Origin of the sequence: Marinomonas polaris DSM 16579 (assembly GCF_900129155.1) — a bacterium.
Taxonomy (GTDB): Bacteria; Pseudomonadota; Gammaproteobacteria; order Pseudomonadales; family Marinomonadaceae; genus Marinomonas; species Marinomonas polaris.
In genome coordinates this window covers 1-16200 of record NZ_FQVF01000023.1, presented here as the reverse complement: position 1 = coordinate 16200, position 16200 = coordinate 1, and the positions used below count along the sequence as shown (strand labels likewise).

The following is a 16200-nucleotide window of genomic DNA, read 5'->3' as shown; positions in this document are numbered from 1 at the left end:
TTAAAATTTAGGGAAATTTCCGCCGCCAGGCATACCACCGCCCGGCATCATCCCCCCCAAACCACGCATCATTTTCTTCATTCCGCCTTTGGCGGTCATCTTCTTCATCATCTTCTGCATTTGTTTATGCTGCTTTAAAAGACGATTCAAATCTTGAATTTGTAAACCCGCTCCCGTTGAGATACGTTTTTTACGAGAACCATTAATAACATCTGGATTATGACGTTCAGCTGGTGTCATGGAATTTATCAAGGCTTCCATTTGAACGAACATTTTATCATTCACTTTATCTTGGATATTACCTAGCTGCCCCATTCCAGGAAGCTTATCCAACATGGAACTCATACCGCCCATGTTTTTCATTTGCTGAAGCTGCTCTTTGAAATCTTCTAAATCAAAGCCTTTGCCTTTTTTCAGCTTACCTGCAAGTTTCTCAGCTTTTTCTTTGTCGATCTTTTGCTCTGCTTCCTCTATTAAGGAAAGCATATCGCCCATACCAAGAATACGAGACGCTAAACGATCAGGATGGAAAGGTTCTAATGCATCGGTTTTCTCGCCAACACCTAAGAACTTAATCGGCTTACCTGTAATGTGTCGAACAGATAAAGCAGCACCACCACGGGCATCACCATCAGTCTTGGTTAAGATAACACCGGTGAGCGGCAACACATCACCAAAGGCTTTTGCCGTATTCGCCGCATCTTGGCCCGTCATGGCATCCACAACGAATAAAGTTTCAATAGGATTGACAGCGGCATGCAGAGCTTTAATCTCTGCCATCATGTCTTCATCAATCGACAAACGACCTGCCGTATCGACAATCAACACATCTTTATGGGCTTTTTTAGCGTAATCGATAGCGTTATTAACAATATCAATCGGCTTTTGTGACAAGTCACTTGGGATGAAATCTACTCCCACTTCACCCGCCAATGTTTCAAGCTGTTTAATAGCCGCTGGACGATATACGTCAGCACTAACAACCGACACCGATTTTTTCTCACGCTCTTTTAAGTATTTTGCTAGTTTAGCCGCAGATGTGGTTTTACCAGCACCTTGCAAACCAGCCAATAAGATTACTGCTGGGCGGGCTGCACGAAGATTAAGGCCATCGTTAGCCTGCCCCATAACATTTTCAAGTTCCTGCTTAACAATTTTCAGGAAGACTTGGCCAGGACTCAAACTTTTCGAAACTTCGGTCCCTATCGCACGCTCTTTAACAGCAGCAATGAAATCTTTAACAACTGGCAAAGCAACGTCGGCTTCAAGAAGCGCCATACGCACTTCACGCAACACTTCTTGTATGTTGTCTTCAGTTAATTTAGCTCGACCTCGAATACGATCAAGCGAGGAAGTTAAGCGATTCGATAAATTGTCGAACATATTGCCCTCAAATTTTGGCTCTAAATGGAAAAAACCTACGGTTTCAGTTTATCCAAGGTGAAATTGTCTCTATTATAACGGATAAATGATTATCACCCTATACCTTTACCCTGCGGAACCTTTAGTTTCATGACTCAATTATCGCTTTGGCTTGCTTGTATCGCTTGTTTGATTGCTGGCACAGCGTATTACCTGCGTCCAGAAAATCGCTCAACCCAGTACATTGGGGCAATTACGATTGCCATACACACATTTTCTCTCACACAAGTATTACTGAATAGAGATGGCTTTAACTTTTTAACAATTGGGCTACTTATTGCTTTAATTGGCAACAGCCTACTTTGGTTCAGTAACCGCGACAAAGATTTGTCGCTATTGCTCGGCACCGCATTCCCACTTGGCGCGATTATTATTGCATTAAACGCGATCGAGCCGTGGAACTTAACCCAACTGCACAGCAACTCTTGGGGCACTAGTGCTCATATTCTTATTGCCTCTGCTGCTTACAGTTTATTCACTGCTGCTTGTGGCGTTGGTATTCTGCTTGCTATGCAAGAGTACCAACTCAAAAATCACAAGTTAAAGCAACTACTTAGAGTACCGCCACTACAAGTCCTAGAACGCTTGATGTTTGAGTTTATCTGGGCGGCTTTCATTTTGTTAACCATCACAATAGCAACTGGCTTTTATTTTATTGAAGACATGTTTGCCCAACACCTAGTTCACAAAACATTTTTCACAATTGCTTCTTGGTTTGTGTTTGCAGGATTACTACTTGGCAGACATATAGCAGGCTGGCGTGGACAACTGGCGGTAAAACTGACGTTGAGTGGTTTTTTCTTGCTAATGCTCGGCTACTTTGGCAGCCAAATAGCACTACAAATATTACGTCATTAGCTATTAATGACGTAAAGTATGTTTGACAGTCTGATCTTAAGAACCAATAATCCAGTTATCTACATAATTGAGGCGATCCCTTTTTGAACGAAGTACCCTTAGGTGTTCTTAGTGGAATACTTTTTTGTCTTATTTTACTTTCTGCTTTCTTTTCGAGTTCCGAAACAGGAATGTTGTCGATAAATAAATATCGACTCAAACACCTTGTTAAGAACAAGAATCGATCTGCAATAAAAGTAAACTCTCTTTTAGAACGTCCTGATAGACTTATCGGCGTTATCTTAATCGGAAACAACTTTGTTAATATCCTTGCTTCTGCTATAGCAACTATCATTGCCGTGCGCTTATGGGGCGATGCTGGTGTCGCTATCGCTACAGCTGCGCTCACTATGGTTGTACTGATTTTCGCAGAAGTCACACCAAAAACATTGGCCGCGATACATCCTGAGAAAATTGCTTTTCCAGCTTCTTGGATCCTTGCAATTTTGTTAAAGGTTCTTTATCCGCTAGTTTGGTTGGTAAATGGCTTATCTAATGGTCTTTTGCGTTTAATCGGTGTGCATGCCTCACAAAAAAGCCACGACACGCTTGACTCGGAAGAGCTAAGAACCGTGGTAAATGAAGCGAGTGGATTGATCCCTGCTGCTCACCAAGAAATGCTTATTTCAATTCTGGATTTAGAAAAAGTCTCTGTCGAAGACATCATGATTCCTCGCAATGAAGTCATTGGCATCGACATTGAAGACTCGATCGAAGAGATTATCGAACAAATCTGCCAAAGCAGACACACGCGTATGCCTGTCTATAATGGTGAGATCAACAAAGTCATCGGTATACTTCACGCACGTCATGCTGCGGTATTTCTTCGCGATCCGACACCATCAAAGGCTGCCCTTTTGAAAGCAACCGTTGAACCTTACTTCATCCCTGAAAGCACATCTCTAAACACAGTACTGCTGAACTTCCAAAAAGATCATCAGCAAATGGGTATCGTGGTAGATGAATATGGTGATGTCCAAGGTATTGCCGCTTTAGAAGACGTACTTGAAGAAATCGTGGGTGAGTTCACTCCACCAACCCAAGACGAAGAAGAAGAAATTCAAACTCTTGATGACGGCTCTTTTAGAATCGAAGGTTCGACACACATTCGAGAGATAAATAAAACGCTTGATTGGCATCTACCAACAGACGGACCAAAGACACTCAACGGCCTTATTATCGAAACACTGGAATTCATCCCTGAGCACCCAATTAGCTTATGGGTTGGACATTACATGATCGAAATCCAAGAAATCGAAGATAAAGTCGTCAAATACGCCAAGCTTCAGCTGAAACGTTAAGGAAACATCATGAGATATTGCCCGCAATGCGGTCACGCCGTTAATATGACCATCCCTGCCGGGGATAATAGGCTACGTGCGGTTTGCCCAAGTTGCGAGTTTATTGATTATGATAACCCTAGATTGATTACCGGCACCATTCCGCTTTATGACGGTAAGATCTTATTATGCCGAAGAAATATTGAGCCACGCTTAGGCTACTGGACTTTGCCTGCCGGTTTCATGGAAAACCAAGAAACCACGAGCGAAGGCGCATTAAGAGAAACATTAGAGGAAAGCGGATCAACAGCGATATGCAAACAAGCTTTTAGCATGATCAGCATCCCTCGCATCAATCAAGTGCATCTTTTTTATATCGCAGAATTAGAGAAAGATGACTTTCATGCCACCGAAGAAAGCTCAGAAGTTGCCCTATTTGATTTTGATGAAATCCCTTGGGGGGAGCTGGCTTTTAGCAGCGTCACTAAGACTATTGAGTTTTTCATCGAAGATCATAAAAAAGGCCAGTATGGTTTTCACGAAGACACCATCCACTTCAACACTGTATCTGAATAAAATGATAGGCCACCTCTTCATAGGGGTGCGCCAACAATAAAGCAGCTAAAACAACCGCTTTTACCTCCTCGCTCAGCACCATTTCCACCCGATATTCATCAACAAACTCTAATTCATCGACCTTACCAAGAAAAGGCGTCGCTCCTTTTACCGGCTTGAACTGCCCTTGCCCTTTCACTTGCCAACAACAAGAGTCATAGTTTCCCATTGAACCTGCGCCAGCCGAAAAAACAGCCTGTTTAACAGATTCTAAATGAGATTCAGGCACATAAAATACTAGCGAATACATAACACCTTCCAACCATTTCATTTAGACAAACAATCAATTTATCCAACTTACCAAAGACTAACTTGCTCCTGACTCTGCGGCAAAGCCAAAGATTTTTGATAACTAGGGGTTAGCGAACGTACTTTTTCATCCAATTGCGCAGCCAGAGTTGGCGCTGCGATATTATCTGAAGAATGCACAAATACACTTGGCGTGAGCCCTTCAGATAGCCACTGTGATAATTTAGCCGCCCACTGGCCTAGCCAAAACTCATTACGCGGTAAATCAGGATGACCAATAAAACGCACGACTGGATGATTCGCAGTTGCTACGGGATGACAAGGCACTCTCGGCTTTTTCTTCTGTGCATCAACCAAGCTTTCGCAATACGCTTCCGTAGAAAAAACTGGTCTAGAATCCATCACCACACGATTCACATTACGCTCAGACAATCCGGTTAAAAAACGTCGCTCGGTTTGAGACTTATCAAAATAGGCAAGATTACGCACTTCAACAGACAAAGGCGTGGATAGCGTCCACATATCACATAGAGCTAGAATCGTATCTAGAGCACGCTCGTCGCATATAGCAGGGAACTGCAACATGGTTGGTCCAAGCTTAGCCTGTAACGGTTGCAACGAAAGCATGAAGGCAAACCAATCTTGCTGAACGTCACACCAAGGACGCTCTATCAATCGGTGAGTGACTGTTTGTGGTGCCTTAAAACTAAACCTGAAGTCGCCAGCAACAGACTCATACCAACGTAATAACTGAGCATCATCCACTTTGGTGTAAAAAGTACTACCAACTTCAACCGTTGAGAACACTTGTGAATATCGGCCAATTCGCTCTGCAGTAGGAAGCGAAGTAGGATAAAGCCAATTAACCCAAGCTGGATGCTGCCATTGCGCCATGCCGTAATGGATAGTCATGTAACTACTTGACGGTATTCAACAGCGTCAATAATGTAGGTTTTCTCTCCGCCAGCAAGGCGAATAACCACCTCATCACCTTCTTGCTTCTTGAGCAAAGCCCGAGCGACAGGAGAATCAATACTAATATAATTCGGGTTATGATCTAGCTCATCTGGACCAACGATGCGGTACTCTTTGGCATTTCCTACTTCATCTTCTAGCGTCACCCAAGCCCCAAAAAAAACTCGCTCTTGGTCACTAGGAAAACGATCAACAACAGTACAAACATCCAAACGTTTTTCCAGATAACGCACTCGACGATCTATTTCTCGAAGCTGCCTTTTCCCATATATGTATTCCGCATTCTCCGAGCGATCTCCTTGGGCCGCAGCTTCTCGAACCGTTTCGGTCACAGCAGGACGCTTCTCTTTCCACAAATACTTAAGCTCAACCAATAAAGCATGAGCGCCCTCTTGAGTAATATATGCAGACTTGGGTGGCGAGGGAGGACGGTATCGACTCATTATTAGCAGCCTTTTTTAATTATTAAAAAACGAAAGATAGTAAAAACAAAAATGCCGCCAGCTATTAGTTGACGGCATTTCATATATTACAGCGAAAAGAAGTTAAAGCTATGTAAGCTTACGATTCTTGCTTATGCACATGCACATCCATTTGAGGGTATGGAATACCAACGCCACGCTCATCAAAAGTGTATTTGATTTTTTCTAAAAGATCCGCTCGCACTGTCCAATAATCGCCAGAAGCAACCCAAGGACGCAGGAAGAAATTCACTGAACTATCAGCCAATTCAGAAACCGCAATTAAGCATTTAGGGTCTTTTAAAATACGTTCATCAGCATTAACAATTTCTTCCATGATTTGTTTTGCCAAACGGATATCTGCATCGTAACTAATACCAATAACAAGGTCTAAGCGGCGAGTTGATTCACGAGAAAAGTTTACAATAGAGCCGTTCATCACAGAAGAGTTTGGCACGATGATGACACGATTATCTGGCGTCTTAAGATACGTATGAAATAACTCTATACGATTAACTGTACCCATTTGACCGCCAGCATCAATAAAGTCACCTGAACGGAATGGGCGCAATATTATAATCAGTACACCTGACGCAAAGTTAGACAAAGAACCTTGCAAGGCAAGACCAACAGCTAAACCAGCAGCACCGAGAATAGCAATAAAGGATGTCGTCTCTACCCCTATTTGCCCCAATGCCATCAAGGCAACACCAGCAAACATCAAAGCATACAAGATACTTGACGCAAAACCTGCAACAGCCTGATCAACAGAAGCCTTAAGCATTCGTTTCTCACACCAATGCGAAACTTTGGAAGCAATGAACTTACCTACAAAGAAAACAACAAGACCAATTACTAAATTGATAACACTATCTGCCAACCAAGGCATCAACTCAGAACCTTGATCAAACAACGCCTCTATTTCATTCATACTTAAACCCTATGCTCTTCCGTTTTAAAATAAAATCAGACCAAATACTTTGATTTATGCTGCCACTCATCCAATAATAATTCCAGCTGAGAAATACCTTTTTTATTAAAATTAATACAAATCCGCCCATTAATTAATTGCGTTCCCTTCACTCCTAGTTCATCAATCAATAAACACTGCTCTCTTAACTCATCAAGCACATCGTCATCTCTAACAGTCATACCGATGAAAGCATGCCACTCATATTCAGGCAAAACACCTTGAATTGCTTTTTTAAGCAAGGTTATACATTGATCTTGGGTCAACCTATAATAAGGTACTTTTGATTGATGACGAATAAAAAACAACACCAAAAAAACTAACAGTAGAAACAAAAAACTGATAGAAACTAGCAGCTGAACCAACATTATTTAAAGTCATAAGCCATTAAAGAGGATCTAGCGCGCTGTAAATGCTCAGCATGCTCCACTTCGTAACTGTCCATTTCGAGTCGAAACTTCATTTTTGCAGGCTTAGGTAAATCCCCCCACTGATCGTGAGTTGGAATATGCTGGGTTTTCTCAGTAATAATATAAAAAGCCGAAATATCTTCGTGCTCAGACAAATCCTCGCTCAACTGATCCAACAAATGTTTTATTCGAATACTGGCTTCTATCCAATTTAGCTCTTCTGTCCCCACTGTTTTCAAAAGAACTCGAATACTATCAATTCTTTTTTGACGCTCTTCAAGAAAACGATTTTCTCCAGCACGAATCTTTTCTTCTCGGGTTTGGTTCAACTTTAGTTGATGACGAATAAACCAAAGAGAAACGGCAATAACACCAACACAACAGAGCAAAACAATCATAAATGCAGTAAAAGACATAAAAAATTCCAATCAAACAGAAATAAACACGCTATAAATCAACATCAATAAGAGCTAAAAAGTCAGCATATAATTGAGGTGTCGATACCAAAAGCCCTTCCCCATTAACCACATCAGGCCAAGCCGATGCGTTAGATAAATAATACCCAACTTTGGCACCAGCCTCTTCCGCTATTAAAGCTCCTGCAGCCATATCCCAAGGTTTCACGCTTTCAAAATACGCATCTAAACGACCAGCAGCCACCCAACACAAATCCAAAGCAGCAGAACCATTACGACGGACATCTTGGCAGTGATGCAAAATACGCGAAACTCTTTCAACAATAGGCGTTAGTGCCGTTTTTTGATAAGGGAACCCCGTGGCGACCAAGGCATTCCTTAACTCTTGAGCGCTAGAAACAGCTAAAGGCTTACCATTGCAGAAGGCTCCCGAACCTTTCAACGCCCAAAAACACTCCCCTAAAAACGGCGCATTTACCACGCCCAAAATTCGCTGATCGCCAATATAAAGACCAATAGAAACAGCAACATGATGATGACCATGTGCAAAATTCACCGTACCATCAATAGGATCAATCACCCAAACTGGCACGTCATCACCAATACTACCAAGATCCATATGCGGTGAAGACTCTTCAGACAAAATACAGTGAGAAGGGTAGTTTTCAACAATGCGACTACAAATGTACTGGTCGACCGCAATATCAGTCGAAGTAACCAGTTCATGATCCATTTTATAATCACGTACAAAGGTTGAATTCTCTCGCGCCGTTACGATCATTTCGCCAGCCTTCATTGCTAGAGCTTTCGCAAAATCCAGCCATTCCTCATAGTTTTCAGACACAAAAGCCCCTTAAAAGTATACTTAACCAACTATGCTAATCGAGCATTTAACCAATGAGAGATATCTAGTACTTGCTCAGGACAAACAGAATGAGGCATATCATAAGATTGATAAGCAACAGAATAGCCTTTAGAAACTAAAATATCCCTTGCTTGAGTAGCCAACACTGGCGCAACCACTGGATCTTGCAAGCCGTGATGAATAAGAATTGGAGTTTGACCATTAGGACAAGCATCTGCTTCTGGCACTTTATCGCCATTAACCAAATAGGTTGATAACGCGAGCACGCCAGCTAACACATGCTTAGTGTGCAATGCTGTTTGATAAGCAATAACGCCACCTTGAGAAAAACCAGCCAAGATAATTCGATTTGGGGCGATGCCTTTATTAATTTGATCTTGTATCAACTGCTCGACTTGTAGACAGGATTCATCGATATTTTCCATGTCTACTTTTCGCTCTAGAGTCATCTCGTAGATGTCATACCAAGCACGCATCTCCATACCACCATTGACAGTAACAGGACGACGTGGGGCATGAGGAAAAACAAAGCGCACTTTTAACGTTGGTAACAAAGATAAAGCAGGAACCAAAGACTCAAAATCATGGCCGTCTGAACCTAAACCATGCAACCAAATAATAGCAGCATCGGGCTGCTCGTTCGTTTCCACTAATACAGAGGGCAATAATTCAGTCATTCTTTAACACTCCAAAAAAATAGGCTATCGCAATTAGCCATAGCCTATCATATTGACGTTTCTCACTCGACACCTTGCTCCTACTGCAGTCTCTTTTAAAATAGTTTTTAAAGTTAAAAGTTTAGTGCTCAACTGGAAAGCGCATCTCCATAACCTCTTGTTTTTCATTCAACTGAAATAACACATCCGCTTTACCTGGCATCACCGCTAACATGTGTCGAGTCAGTCTTTCGTAATACTGCATAAATTGCTGCAGCTCTTTCGAGGACATCACTTTTAAATCAATAGTATCCAGCAAAATACCGTGAATATCATGAAGATGACTTTCCAGTACCCGCTCTTGCTTATCACGCCAATGATAAATAACATCGTAGTTTGGTGCCTGCATCCAAGCCATTAAATCAATTTGCGAAAATAACGCTTTATAGTCGTCTTTTAAGAGTTGATTCACTTTATTACGCCACAATCCATCAGCATCCATTTCTGCTTCAAGCTGGTTCAACGGTTGATCCATGTCCCCACCCATTGGTGGTGCACCAACACACCAACCTTCAAATAGAACAACATCAACAGGTCCCTGAACCTCTTGCCATAAATGTACCGCTTTTCGATCATCAATAGACTTATCGAAGCGAGGAAACTTCATCACTTCACCTTCTTTAAGATTCTTCAATCGCTCAAAAAGCGAGAGCGCAAAACTAACATCATGAGTTCCAGGTACACCTCGCACAGAAAACATTGATGTTGTTTGTTTGGCAAATTTCATGCGATCTTGCCGAGTGCTGTACAAATCATCCAAACTGATCACGATACAATTCAGGTCAAAGCCCTTACTTAATATTCGACTAATAACACTACAAAACGTCGTTTTCCCACACCCTTGCGCACCACCAACACCTACAACTAAAGGCCCTTTCCCTACATGAGCCTTTTGACTCAACCAGCTAGAAAAAGGCAAATACAATCCATCCATTTGATCAACCAAAGAAGCATCCGCATACAAACAGCTTAATGTTTGCTCCACTTCGAATCGCAACCGGTGTGACAAGGGGTCTGGCATGCTTAGATTTGTATAATCAAACTTACTTTGCTGTTTCAACATAATGATCACCTCCGTATTGTTCGCCCTTAAGTATAGTAAGCCGCCACGAAATTGATCAAAATTTACACACTCAAATGAAAGGGAGGTTCAATTGATGAGGCTCTGGTGGAGACAAACGATAGCCCACACCAATTAAACGAACTGGACGACGAGACCGGGAATAAGCCTGCTGCAACAGTTGCGAAAACACATCATCAGACAATTTGGCTTTAATTGGTTGCTCTATCGTTGTTTGCTTAAAGTCGTCAAATTTTACTTTTAGATAATATTTACTTAGTTGAGATTCGAAATCTCTTCCCGACATACGCTTTTTTAGATCGGTCAGCAAGATAGGTAGGACTGACTGACACTCTTTGAGATCAAGCAAATCTTTAGAAAAGGTATGCTCCACCGAAATACTCTTTCTTTCCCGAGAAACAGTCACTGGACGATCATCAATACCTAGGGCAAATTGGGACAAACGAAATGACATACTGCCAAAACTTTTTTGCAGAACAGAAAAATCTAATGCTTGTAAATCTGAGCACTTAAATACGCCTAGTGAAGCCAGCTTTTCTTGCGCAACACGGCCTATTCCTGAAATAAATTTAACGGGAACATTAGAAACAAACTCAAACTGCTTTTCTGGCGTAACAACCGTTAATCCATCTGGTTTATCCCAATCGCTTGCTACTTTTGCGATGAATTTATTAGTCGCTACTCCTGCAGAAACCGTAATACCAACTTCTTTCAGTATTCTTGAACGTATCTCTTCCGCAATCCGTGTAGCACTTCCTTGAAAACTTGATGAGTTAGTAACATCAAGATACGCTTCATCCAATGATAAGGGCTCAATGATATCGGTGAATTCTCGAAAAATAGCATGCATTTGCTCAGAAGCAAGTCGGTATTTATTCATATTTCCAGGTATAACAAGCAAGGCAGGACATAGCCGTTTCGCCACAGATGTCGGCATAGCAGAACGAACACCATAAACTCGAGCGGCATAGTTAGCCGTCGACAATACACTCCGTCCACTTGCGGGCCCCCCAATAGCCATTGGAATATCGCGCAAATTAGGATCGTCCCGCATCTCTATCGCAGCATAAAAACAATCAGCATCTATATGAATAATCTTTCGATTCTGCAATATAACACCCAAAAAATACTGTATAAAAACACAGTTTACACTATCTAAAAAACACCTTCACCACCCCAATAAAAAATGTAAATTTTCTTCTAGATAACTCTCTCTGAACGTAAAATAATCGAGAAAACTCAAAAAAATGCACTGATAGAACAGATTTACTATCAAAAACAAAGAAAAAGCGCTTTTTTAAGTGGTCAAACATGGACGCTAGAGAGCAAAATGGTTTACATTTTGTCCACTAGATTAGGCATGTTGAAAAATAAAAGGATTTTTGAACAAACTATTCACAATAAAACCTGTAGCGCAAAATCGCTCAGTTGAAATCACATCGTATAAAGTGTGTCATTTCAACACAGGATATTAAGGTAAAGACTTCCACACAAAGGGCACCACCATGACATTATCACTTCGTATTTTTTTTATAGCCATAGGGGCGATAATTCTTTCCGGGTGCCAAAGCCTTTACCAGCAAAGTGCAGATGGAACACCTTGTACTACTGTCGCGCCTTGTAACGGCAATACTGTCGGAAACAGTTCATCTTATGGCTATCCACAAAATGGTGCCTTAAATGCGAACAACACTATTGCAGTTATTAAACAAGAACCTATCATAGTTACTGCCACAGGTTATGCGGCAATGATGACAAACAAACGTCTGACAAAATCCCAAGCCCGAATTATGACAATGCGCAGTTCTATGCTAGATGCCTATAGAAATCTATCAGAACGAGTTTATGGCTTGAAAATTGACGGCTCCAGCTCATTGAGCAACATGGTCATGCAAAACGATGAGTTAAGAACCTATGTCGATGCATACCTAGTTGGTGCAAAAGTCGTTTCTCAACGCGAACATGAAGACGGAATATTCGAAACGGTTGTTGAAATGGCGCTGCAAGAAAACTTTCGTCAATGTTTAAGTTCCTCAAACATTCAAACAGATCCAAATTGTAAGATTCAACCTGGCTACCGTGCTGTTAATGTGGAAAACGCAACACCAACAACCAACTTTTATAGCATTGAATAACAAATGTTACTTTTAAAGCGTTTACTGATCATAGCTGCTGCATTTTTATTGCCAACAGCCAGTTTTGCCAAAAGCATCACAGCTGTCGGTGAAGCGGTTATTTATAATAATGATATTGCTGATGCTCGCTATAGAGCGACACAACAAGCCATAAAACAGGCCGTTTTAGAGTCTGGGTCCAGAGTTAACATTAAAGATGAACTCTATAATGGTGAACTAGAGTCTAATTTAGAGATACGCAGTTCTGGCTATGTTCAAAAAGCCAAAATACTTTCTGAAGAGCAAAATGGTGACTTCCTCACCATTGTGGCTCGCGTAGACGTCACACCTGACTCACAGTGTAGCTCTGGGCCCACTAGTTACTACAAAAAAACGGTTGGCGTAACAGGGTTTGAACTACAAGTCCCCCAACAAGCAAGATTGGGAGAGCTCAGTAATATATCCAGAGAATTACCAAAAGATCTAGCCGATGAAATAAATAAACAAGGCTACTTAAGAGCCTTAACCGCAACAAATATTGCTATTTATCCAGACCTAATAAACGCACCATCTTCCACAAACTATGATGGATCCCTAACAAACGTCACAAGAATCAGTGAACAGTTGGGTGTACAATACATAGTTAGCGGCGTAATTAGAGATATCGGAGAACTATACCTAAGACATCCAGATGATAAGAACACAAAAGACCTATTAGATGAAAATATTGATAAAGAAAGAAACTTTGTTGTCGATATCTATATTTATGATGGTTTCAGTGGCGCCCTTTTGTTCGAACATAGATACAATGAAATAGGTAACTGGGATGTATCAGATCACGCAAAAATAGGTTTTGGCAGTGCAAAGTTCTGGACAGTACATTATGGTAAAGTTGTTCAGCAGGCACTCAGAGAAAGCGCCTTAGACACCAGCGAGAAGCTACGTTGCCAACCATTTATAGCTAATATTTTTCGCACAGAAGGCAACAGAATACATATTTCAGCAGGATCATTAGCAGGGATAAAACAGGGAGATAAATTCAACGTTTATCGACGTTACGAGGTTTTTAATCAATTGCAATCTGCTCAAACTCAGCTGAATAATGCAAACATCAGTGTTACAATAAAACAGGTACAGCCCAACTTTTCAGTTGGAGAACTCGTTGTTGACTCACACATATTAAACGTGCAACAACAAGATGTTGTTATTGCCTGGTAATTTCATACAACTACGCCCATACACAAACGGCGATTTTTATTTTTTTAGGACAGACACAATGAATAACGAACTACTACACCACCTAGAACAACGCATCAACGAAGCAGTAGAAGAAATTGGCTCACTACGCAAACGCATCTCTGAATTAGAAATGCAAAACTACGAGCTTAGCGAAGAGAAAAGTGAAATCCAGAGCACACTTACTCAAACCAAAGAGCAGCAGTCAAATTGGGAGTCATCTCTTTCCCAAATGCTAAACCGCTTAAATCAAATGGACGATAAACAATGAAATCACTTCTACTTGCAGCTTTAGTTCTAGTGAGTGCAAACGCATCAGCTGAAGGTCAGATTGCGAGTTTGGTAAATTTTTCATCAACAGCCGTGCGACCAACAACTCCCGAAGGAGAAACAAATGTCACCTCCATTATAGATGCATCAATGGAGTATACTCTGCCAGAGAACATTTCTTTTTATGGCGGATTATCATTTGTTATTGGAGAGACTTTCGAGAATGCTATCTCTTTAGGGTCACGTTATTATAGCTCAACACCAGCGCTTCAAATTTTACCGGGCATTCCAATGTGGTCGTTTATCGGTGGTGGCATCTCGTTTCTTGACGATACTGTCTACTATCCAGAAGCTGGCTTTCGCATAGGGATATCAGATGTATCACGACTAGATATATTCGTAAAAATATTAAACAGCAGTGGCGACACCTACGACAAGCACGTCATGGTTGGCGCAGGACTTACTTTCTGAGTAAGATGAAATTATTAACTGTTTTCATCGCTAGTTTTTTAATAATAACGACTTACGTTTGGTGGCAAAAAGGTAGCTATATATCCATTACCCTACCAAACGAGAATCAGCGAAAAGAAATGATTGGCACAAGCAATACACCAAGTATTCCGCTGTCTCCAATAAAATATTGAGCCTTGTGTCTTTATGGAACAACTTATCGCTAAACTCGAAGCAAGGATTAACTGGCTAACTAAGCAGTTAGAAAACGCGAACGAGGAAATACAAAAATTAAAGGAAAAGAACGACCCCTCCATTGAGTACAGCGCTTCAATGGACCTATTGCAACACATGGCCGATCGTTCAACTGAAGATCAATTGCAGCTCTATATCGAAGACTCTCTTGACCTTTTAAGTGACACATCAGCCCCGGAGCAAGCAATAAAAATAAGCGAAGTCGAATATCAACTTCGCTTTGATTTATTGCACGAGCATGCTGATAGCAGCACCACAACCACGACAACAGAACAGATTGATTACATGACCACACAACAACCTGAGCTTAACGGCTTGCAAGAAGACGACAAACTAGTCGATACCGACATTAGCGTACAGGAAGCAAGTGACAGCACTACAGAGGCAGCGACTCTGACGCCTGAACAAAAAAAGCGTCAAAAGAATCAAAAAAATAATCGCCGTCTAATTAAAATGCTTGAAGACCGTTACCCCAAAGCGTTTGACTGGAATCAACCTAAACCTCTAAAGGTCGGTATAGACAAAGATATGGTGCTGGATGATGACTTCAATGCCAGCAAGCAAAAACGCGCCCTAGCAGCTTACACACGCTCAGACAGATATAAGAAATGCTTATTGTCTGGCCAACCACGAATCGACCTAGAAGGTATTGCAGTCAACAACGAGCCTGCCCTACCTGACTCTATGATTCCAGCAAAAGCTAAAACAGCGACAACGAGCAGACCCGCAAAAGAAAGACCTGCCCAACCAGCTCGCAACAAGCCAAAAGCTCAAGCTCAAGCTCAAGCTAAAAACAAAGCACATTCAAAGCCTAAAACAGCTCAAAGCGCACCTAAACAAGAAGATATTTATGACAACTTATCTCCTGAAGAGCGCATGAAAGCGAAATTAGCAAAACTATTAAATAAATCTTAAAAAACTATTTACATAGTAAGGCGCGATGTATATTATACGTCGCGCTGCTGTGGAGGGGTTCCCGAGTGGCCAAAGGGAGCAGATTGTAAATCTGCCACGAAAGTTTCGGTGGTTCGAATCCACCTCCCTCCACCATTAGCAGTTTCTAATTAAGATTCAATATCTTACCATCTAGATTAACAAAACAATCCACAAGTAATTTTAATACCCATCTACATTTATCAACAAAACAACACCTTAATAACAGACTTATCCACAAGAAAAATCCACACCTCACCAGACATACCGAAGAACCAGCCCAAAAAAAACCACCATCACAACCAAAAATCATCACACCACAAGACACACTTAGCAACATAGGCTTAAGAGCCCATCCACACAATCCTCACCCCACATTACAAAAGCAAGCATGACACCCACTACCAAGCCGATTCAAGGCAACAAGTGATAACTCAACCCACGACTAAACACTCTCAGAAAGCCCACGGCGCACATTTAGAGCAGACCGCGATAGACGATAGACGATAGACGATAGACGATAGACGATAGACGATAGACGATAGACGATAGACGATAGACGATAGACGATAGACGATAGACGAT

19 protein-coding genes and 1 tRNA gene are annotated in these 16200 nt (G+C 41.5%); 9 read left to right on the top strand and 11 right to left on the bottom strand.

Translation table 11 applies throughout. The features are described from left to right. The gene (ffh, locus tag BUA59_RS20055; protein WP_072841532.1) at positions 1-1383 is read right to left on the bottom strand and encodes a signal recognition particle protein; all 1383 of its coding nucleotides are present in this window, start codon (positions 1381-1383) and stop codon (positions 1-3) included. Positions 1384-1512: 129 nt separating this feature from the next. Here ffh and BUA59_RS20050 point away from each other — a divergent pair, with 129 nt between their 5' ends. From BUA59_RS20050 to BUA59_RS20040, 3 genes are all read left to right on the top strand, one after another. Continuing rightward, on the top strand, positions 1513-2280 hold the full coding sequence (locus tag BUA59_RS20050) for a cytochrome C assembly family protein (protein ID WP_072841531.1): 768 nt from the start codon (positions 1513-1515) through the stop codon (positions 2278-2280). 83 nt (positions 2281-2363) lie between these two features. Further along, positions 2364-3620, top strand: coding sequence for an HlyC/CorC family transporter (locus BUA59_RS20045; RefSeq protein ID WP_072841529.1), 1257 nt, complete (start codon positions 2364-2366; stop codon positions 3618-3620). Between the two features lie 9 nt (positions 3621-3629). Then, a complete protein-coding gene (locus tag BUA59_RS20040; RefSeq protein ID WP_072841527.1) occupies positions 3630-4175 on the top strand; it encodes an NUDIX hydrolase in 546 nt (181 codons plus the stop codon). On the opposite strand, the gene BUA59_RS20035 is transcribed toward BUA59_RS20040, so the two are convergent. The 10 genes from BUA59_RS20035 to dinB form a co-directional block, all read right to left on the bottom strand. Next, positions 4156-4464, bottom strand: a complete 309-nt coding sequence (locus BUA59_RS20035) for a YqfO family protein (RefSeq protein ID WP_072841525.1) — start codon at positions 4462-4464, stop codon at positions 4156-4158. The two genes, BUA59_RS20040 and BUA59_RS20035, sit on opposite strands and share 20 nt — an antisense overlap. A 47-nt stretch (positions 4465-4511) precedes the next feature. Further along, on the bottom strand, positions 4512-5375 hold the full coding sequence (locus tag BUA59_RS20030) for a DUF72 domain-containing protein (RefSeq protein ID WP_072841524.1): 864 nt from the start codon (positions 5373-5375) through the stop codon (positions 4512-4514). Beyond that, entirely contained in the window at positions 5372-5881 is a 510-nt protein-coding gene (gene greB / locus BUA59_RS20025) for a transcription elongation factor GreB (protein WP_072841523.1), read from the bottom strand. Before greB ends, BUA59_RS20030 begins: the two co-directional genes overlap by 4 nt. 118 nt (positions 5882-5999) lie before the next feature. Then, the gene (locus BUA59_RS20020) at positions 6000-6830 is read right to left on the bottom strand and encodes a mechanosensitive ion channel family protein (RefSeq protein WP_072841521.1); all 831 of its coding nucleotides are present in this window, start codon (positions 6828-6830) and stop codon (positions 6000-6002) included. A 35-nt stretch (positions 6831-6865) separates the two neighbouring features. Further along, on the bottom strand, positions 6866-7237 hold the full coding sequence (locus tag BUA59_RS20015; protein WP_072841519.1) for a hypothetical protein: 372 nt from the start codon (positions 7235-7237) through the stop codon (positions 6866-6868). Then, complete coding sequence (locus tag BUA59_RS20010; protein WP_072841517.1) at positions 7237-7695, bottom strand: DUF2489 domain-containing protein; 459 nt, start codon at positions 7693-7695, stop codon at positions 7237-7239. Before BUA59_RS20010 ends, BUA59_RS20015 begins: the two co-directional genes overlap by 1 nt. 31 nt (positions 7696-7726) lie before the next feature. After that, positions 7727-8539 (bottom strand): inositol monophosphatase family protein, encoded by an 813-nt coding sequence (locus BUA59_RS20005; protein WP_072841515.1) that lies wholly within the window; start codon positions 8537-8539, stop codon positions 7727-7729. 29 nt (positions 8540-8568) lie between these two features. After that, on the bottom strand, positions 8569-9237 hold the full coding sequence (locus BUA59_RS20000; protein WP_072841513.1) for an alpha/beta hydrolase: 669 nt from the start codon (positions 9235-9237) through the stop codon (positions 8569-8571). A 121-nt stretch (positions 9238-9358) separates the two neighbouring features. Then, positions 9359-10339 (bottom strand): hypothetical protein, encoded by a 981-nt coding sequence (locus BUA59_RS19995; protein ID WP_072841511.1) that lies wholly within the window; start codon positions 10337-10339, stop codon positions 9359-9361. A gap of 70 nt (positions 10340-10409) precedes the next feature. Beyond that, positions 10410-11468: a DNA polymerase IV gene (dinB, locus tag BUA59_RS19990; protein ID WP_072841509.1), complete on the bottom strand. Its 1059-nt coding sequence runs from the start codon at positions 11466-11468 to the stop codon at positions 10410-10412. Between the two features lie 394 nt (positions 11469-11862). Between dinB and BUA59_RS19985 the strand changes: the two genes are divergently transcribed. From BUA59_RS19985 to BUA59_RS19960, 6 genes are all read left to right on the top strand, one after another. After that, positions 11863-12492: an LPP20 family lipoprotein gene (locus BUA59_RS19985; protein ID WP_072841507.1), complete on the top strand. Its 630-nt coding sequence runs from the start codon at positions 11863-11865 to the stop codon at positions 12490-12492. A 3-nt stretch (positions 12493-12495) separates the two neighbouring features. Beyond that, entirely contained in the window at positions 12496-13689 is a 1194-nt protein-coding gene (locus BUA59_RS19980) for a flagellar assembly protein T N-terminal domain-containing protein (protein WP_072841505.1), read from the top strand. Positions 13690-13747: 58 nt separating this feature from the next. Beyond that, on the top strand, positions 13748-13978 hold the full coding sequence (locus tag BUA59_RS19975; protein ID WP_072841503.1) for a cell division protein ZapB: 231 nt from the start codon (positions 13748-13750) through the stop codon (positions 13976-13978). Continuing rightward, complete coding sequence (locus tag BUA59_RS19970; RefSeq protein WP_072841501.1) at positions 13975-14448, top strand: hypothetical protein; 474 nt, start codon at positions 13975-13977, stop codon at positions 14446-14448. The genes BUA59_RS19975 and BUA59_RS19970 overlap by 4 nt, the downstream gene beginning before the upstream one ends. A gap of 186 nt (positions 14449-14634) precedes the next feature. Next, positions 14635-15597 (top strand): ProQ/FINO family protein, encoded by a 963-nt coding sequence (locus BUA59_RS19965; RefSeq protein WP_072841499.1) that lies wholly within the window; start codon positions 14635-14637, stop codon positions 15595-15597. Positions 15598-15648: 51 nt separating this feature from the next. After that, positions 15649-15732 (top strand) — tRNA-Tyr (locus BUA59_RS19960). Positions 15733-16200: the final 468 nt, after the last annotated feature.

Bases quoted from the DNA above. Each gene is read 5' to 3' on its own strand.
- BUA59_RS20015 (WP_072841519.1), bottom strand. From the start codon at position 7,237: ATGTTGGTTCAGCTGCTAGTTTCTATCAGTTTTTTGTTTCTACTGTTA.
- BUA59_RS20040 (WP_072841527.1), top strand. From the start codon at position 3,630: ATGAGATATTGCCCGCAATGCGGTCACGCCGTTAATATGACCATCCCT.
- greB (WP_072841523.1), bottom strand. From the start codon at position 5,881: ATGAGTCGATACCGTCCTCCCTCGCCACCCAAGTCTGCATATATTACT.
- BUA59_RS20000 (WP_072841513.1), bottom strand. From the start codon at position 9,237: ATGACTGAATTATTGCCCTCTGTATTAGTGGAAACGAACGAGCAGCCC.
- BUA59_RS20020 (WP_072841521.1), bottom strand. From the start codon at position 6,830: ATGAATGAAATAGAGGCGTTGTTTGATCAAGGTTCTGAGTTGATGCCT.
- BUA59_RS19965 (WP_072841499.1), top strand. From the start codon at position 14,635: ATGGAACAACTTATCGCTAAACTCGAAGCAAGGATTAACTGGCTAACT.
- BUA59_RS20010 (WP_072841517.1), bottom strand. From the start codon at position 7,695: ATGTCTTTTACTGCATTTATGATTGTTTTGCTCTGTTGTGTTGGTGTT.
- BUA59_RS19985 (WP_072841507.1), top strand. From the start codon at position 11,863: ATGACATTATCACTTCGTATTTTTTTTATAGCCATAGGGGCGATAATT.
- BUA59_RS19975 (WP_072841503.1), top strand. From the start codon at position 13,748: ATGAATAACGAACTACTACACCACCTAGAACAACGCATCAACGAAGCA.
- BUA59_RS20050 (WP_072841531.1), top strand. From the start codon at position 1,513: ATGACTCAATTATCGCTTTGGCTTGCTTGTATCGCTTGTTTGATTGCT.
- BUA59_RS19980 (WP_072841505.1), top strand. From the start codon at position 12,496: ATGTTACTTTTAAAGCGTTTACTGATCATAGCTGCTGCATTTTTATTG.
- BUA59_RS20030 (WP_072841524.1), bottom strand. From the start codon at position 5,375: ATGACTATCCATTACGGCATGGCGCAATGGCAGCATCCAGCTTGGGTT.
- BUA59_RS19995 (WP_072841511.1), bottom strand. From the start codon at position 10,339: ATGTTGAAACAGCAAAGTAAGTTTGATTATACAAATCTAAGCATGCCA.
- ffh (WP_072841532.1), bottom strand. From the start codon at position 1,383: ATGTTCGACAATTTATCGAATCGCTTAACTTCCTCGCTTGATCGTATT.
- BUA59_RS19970 (WP_072841501.1), top strand. From the start codon at position 13,975: ATGAAATCACTTCTACTTGCAGCTTTAGTTCTAGTGAGTGCAAACGCA.
- BUA59_RS20035 (WP_072841525.1), bottom strand. From the start codon at position 4,464: ATGTATTCGCTAGTATTTTATGTGCCTGAATCTCATTTAGAATCTGTT.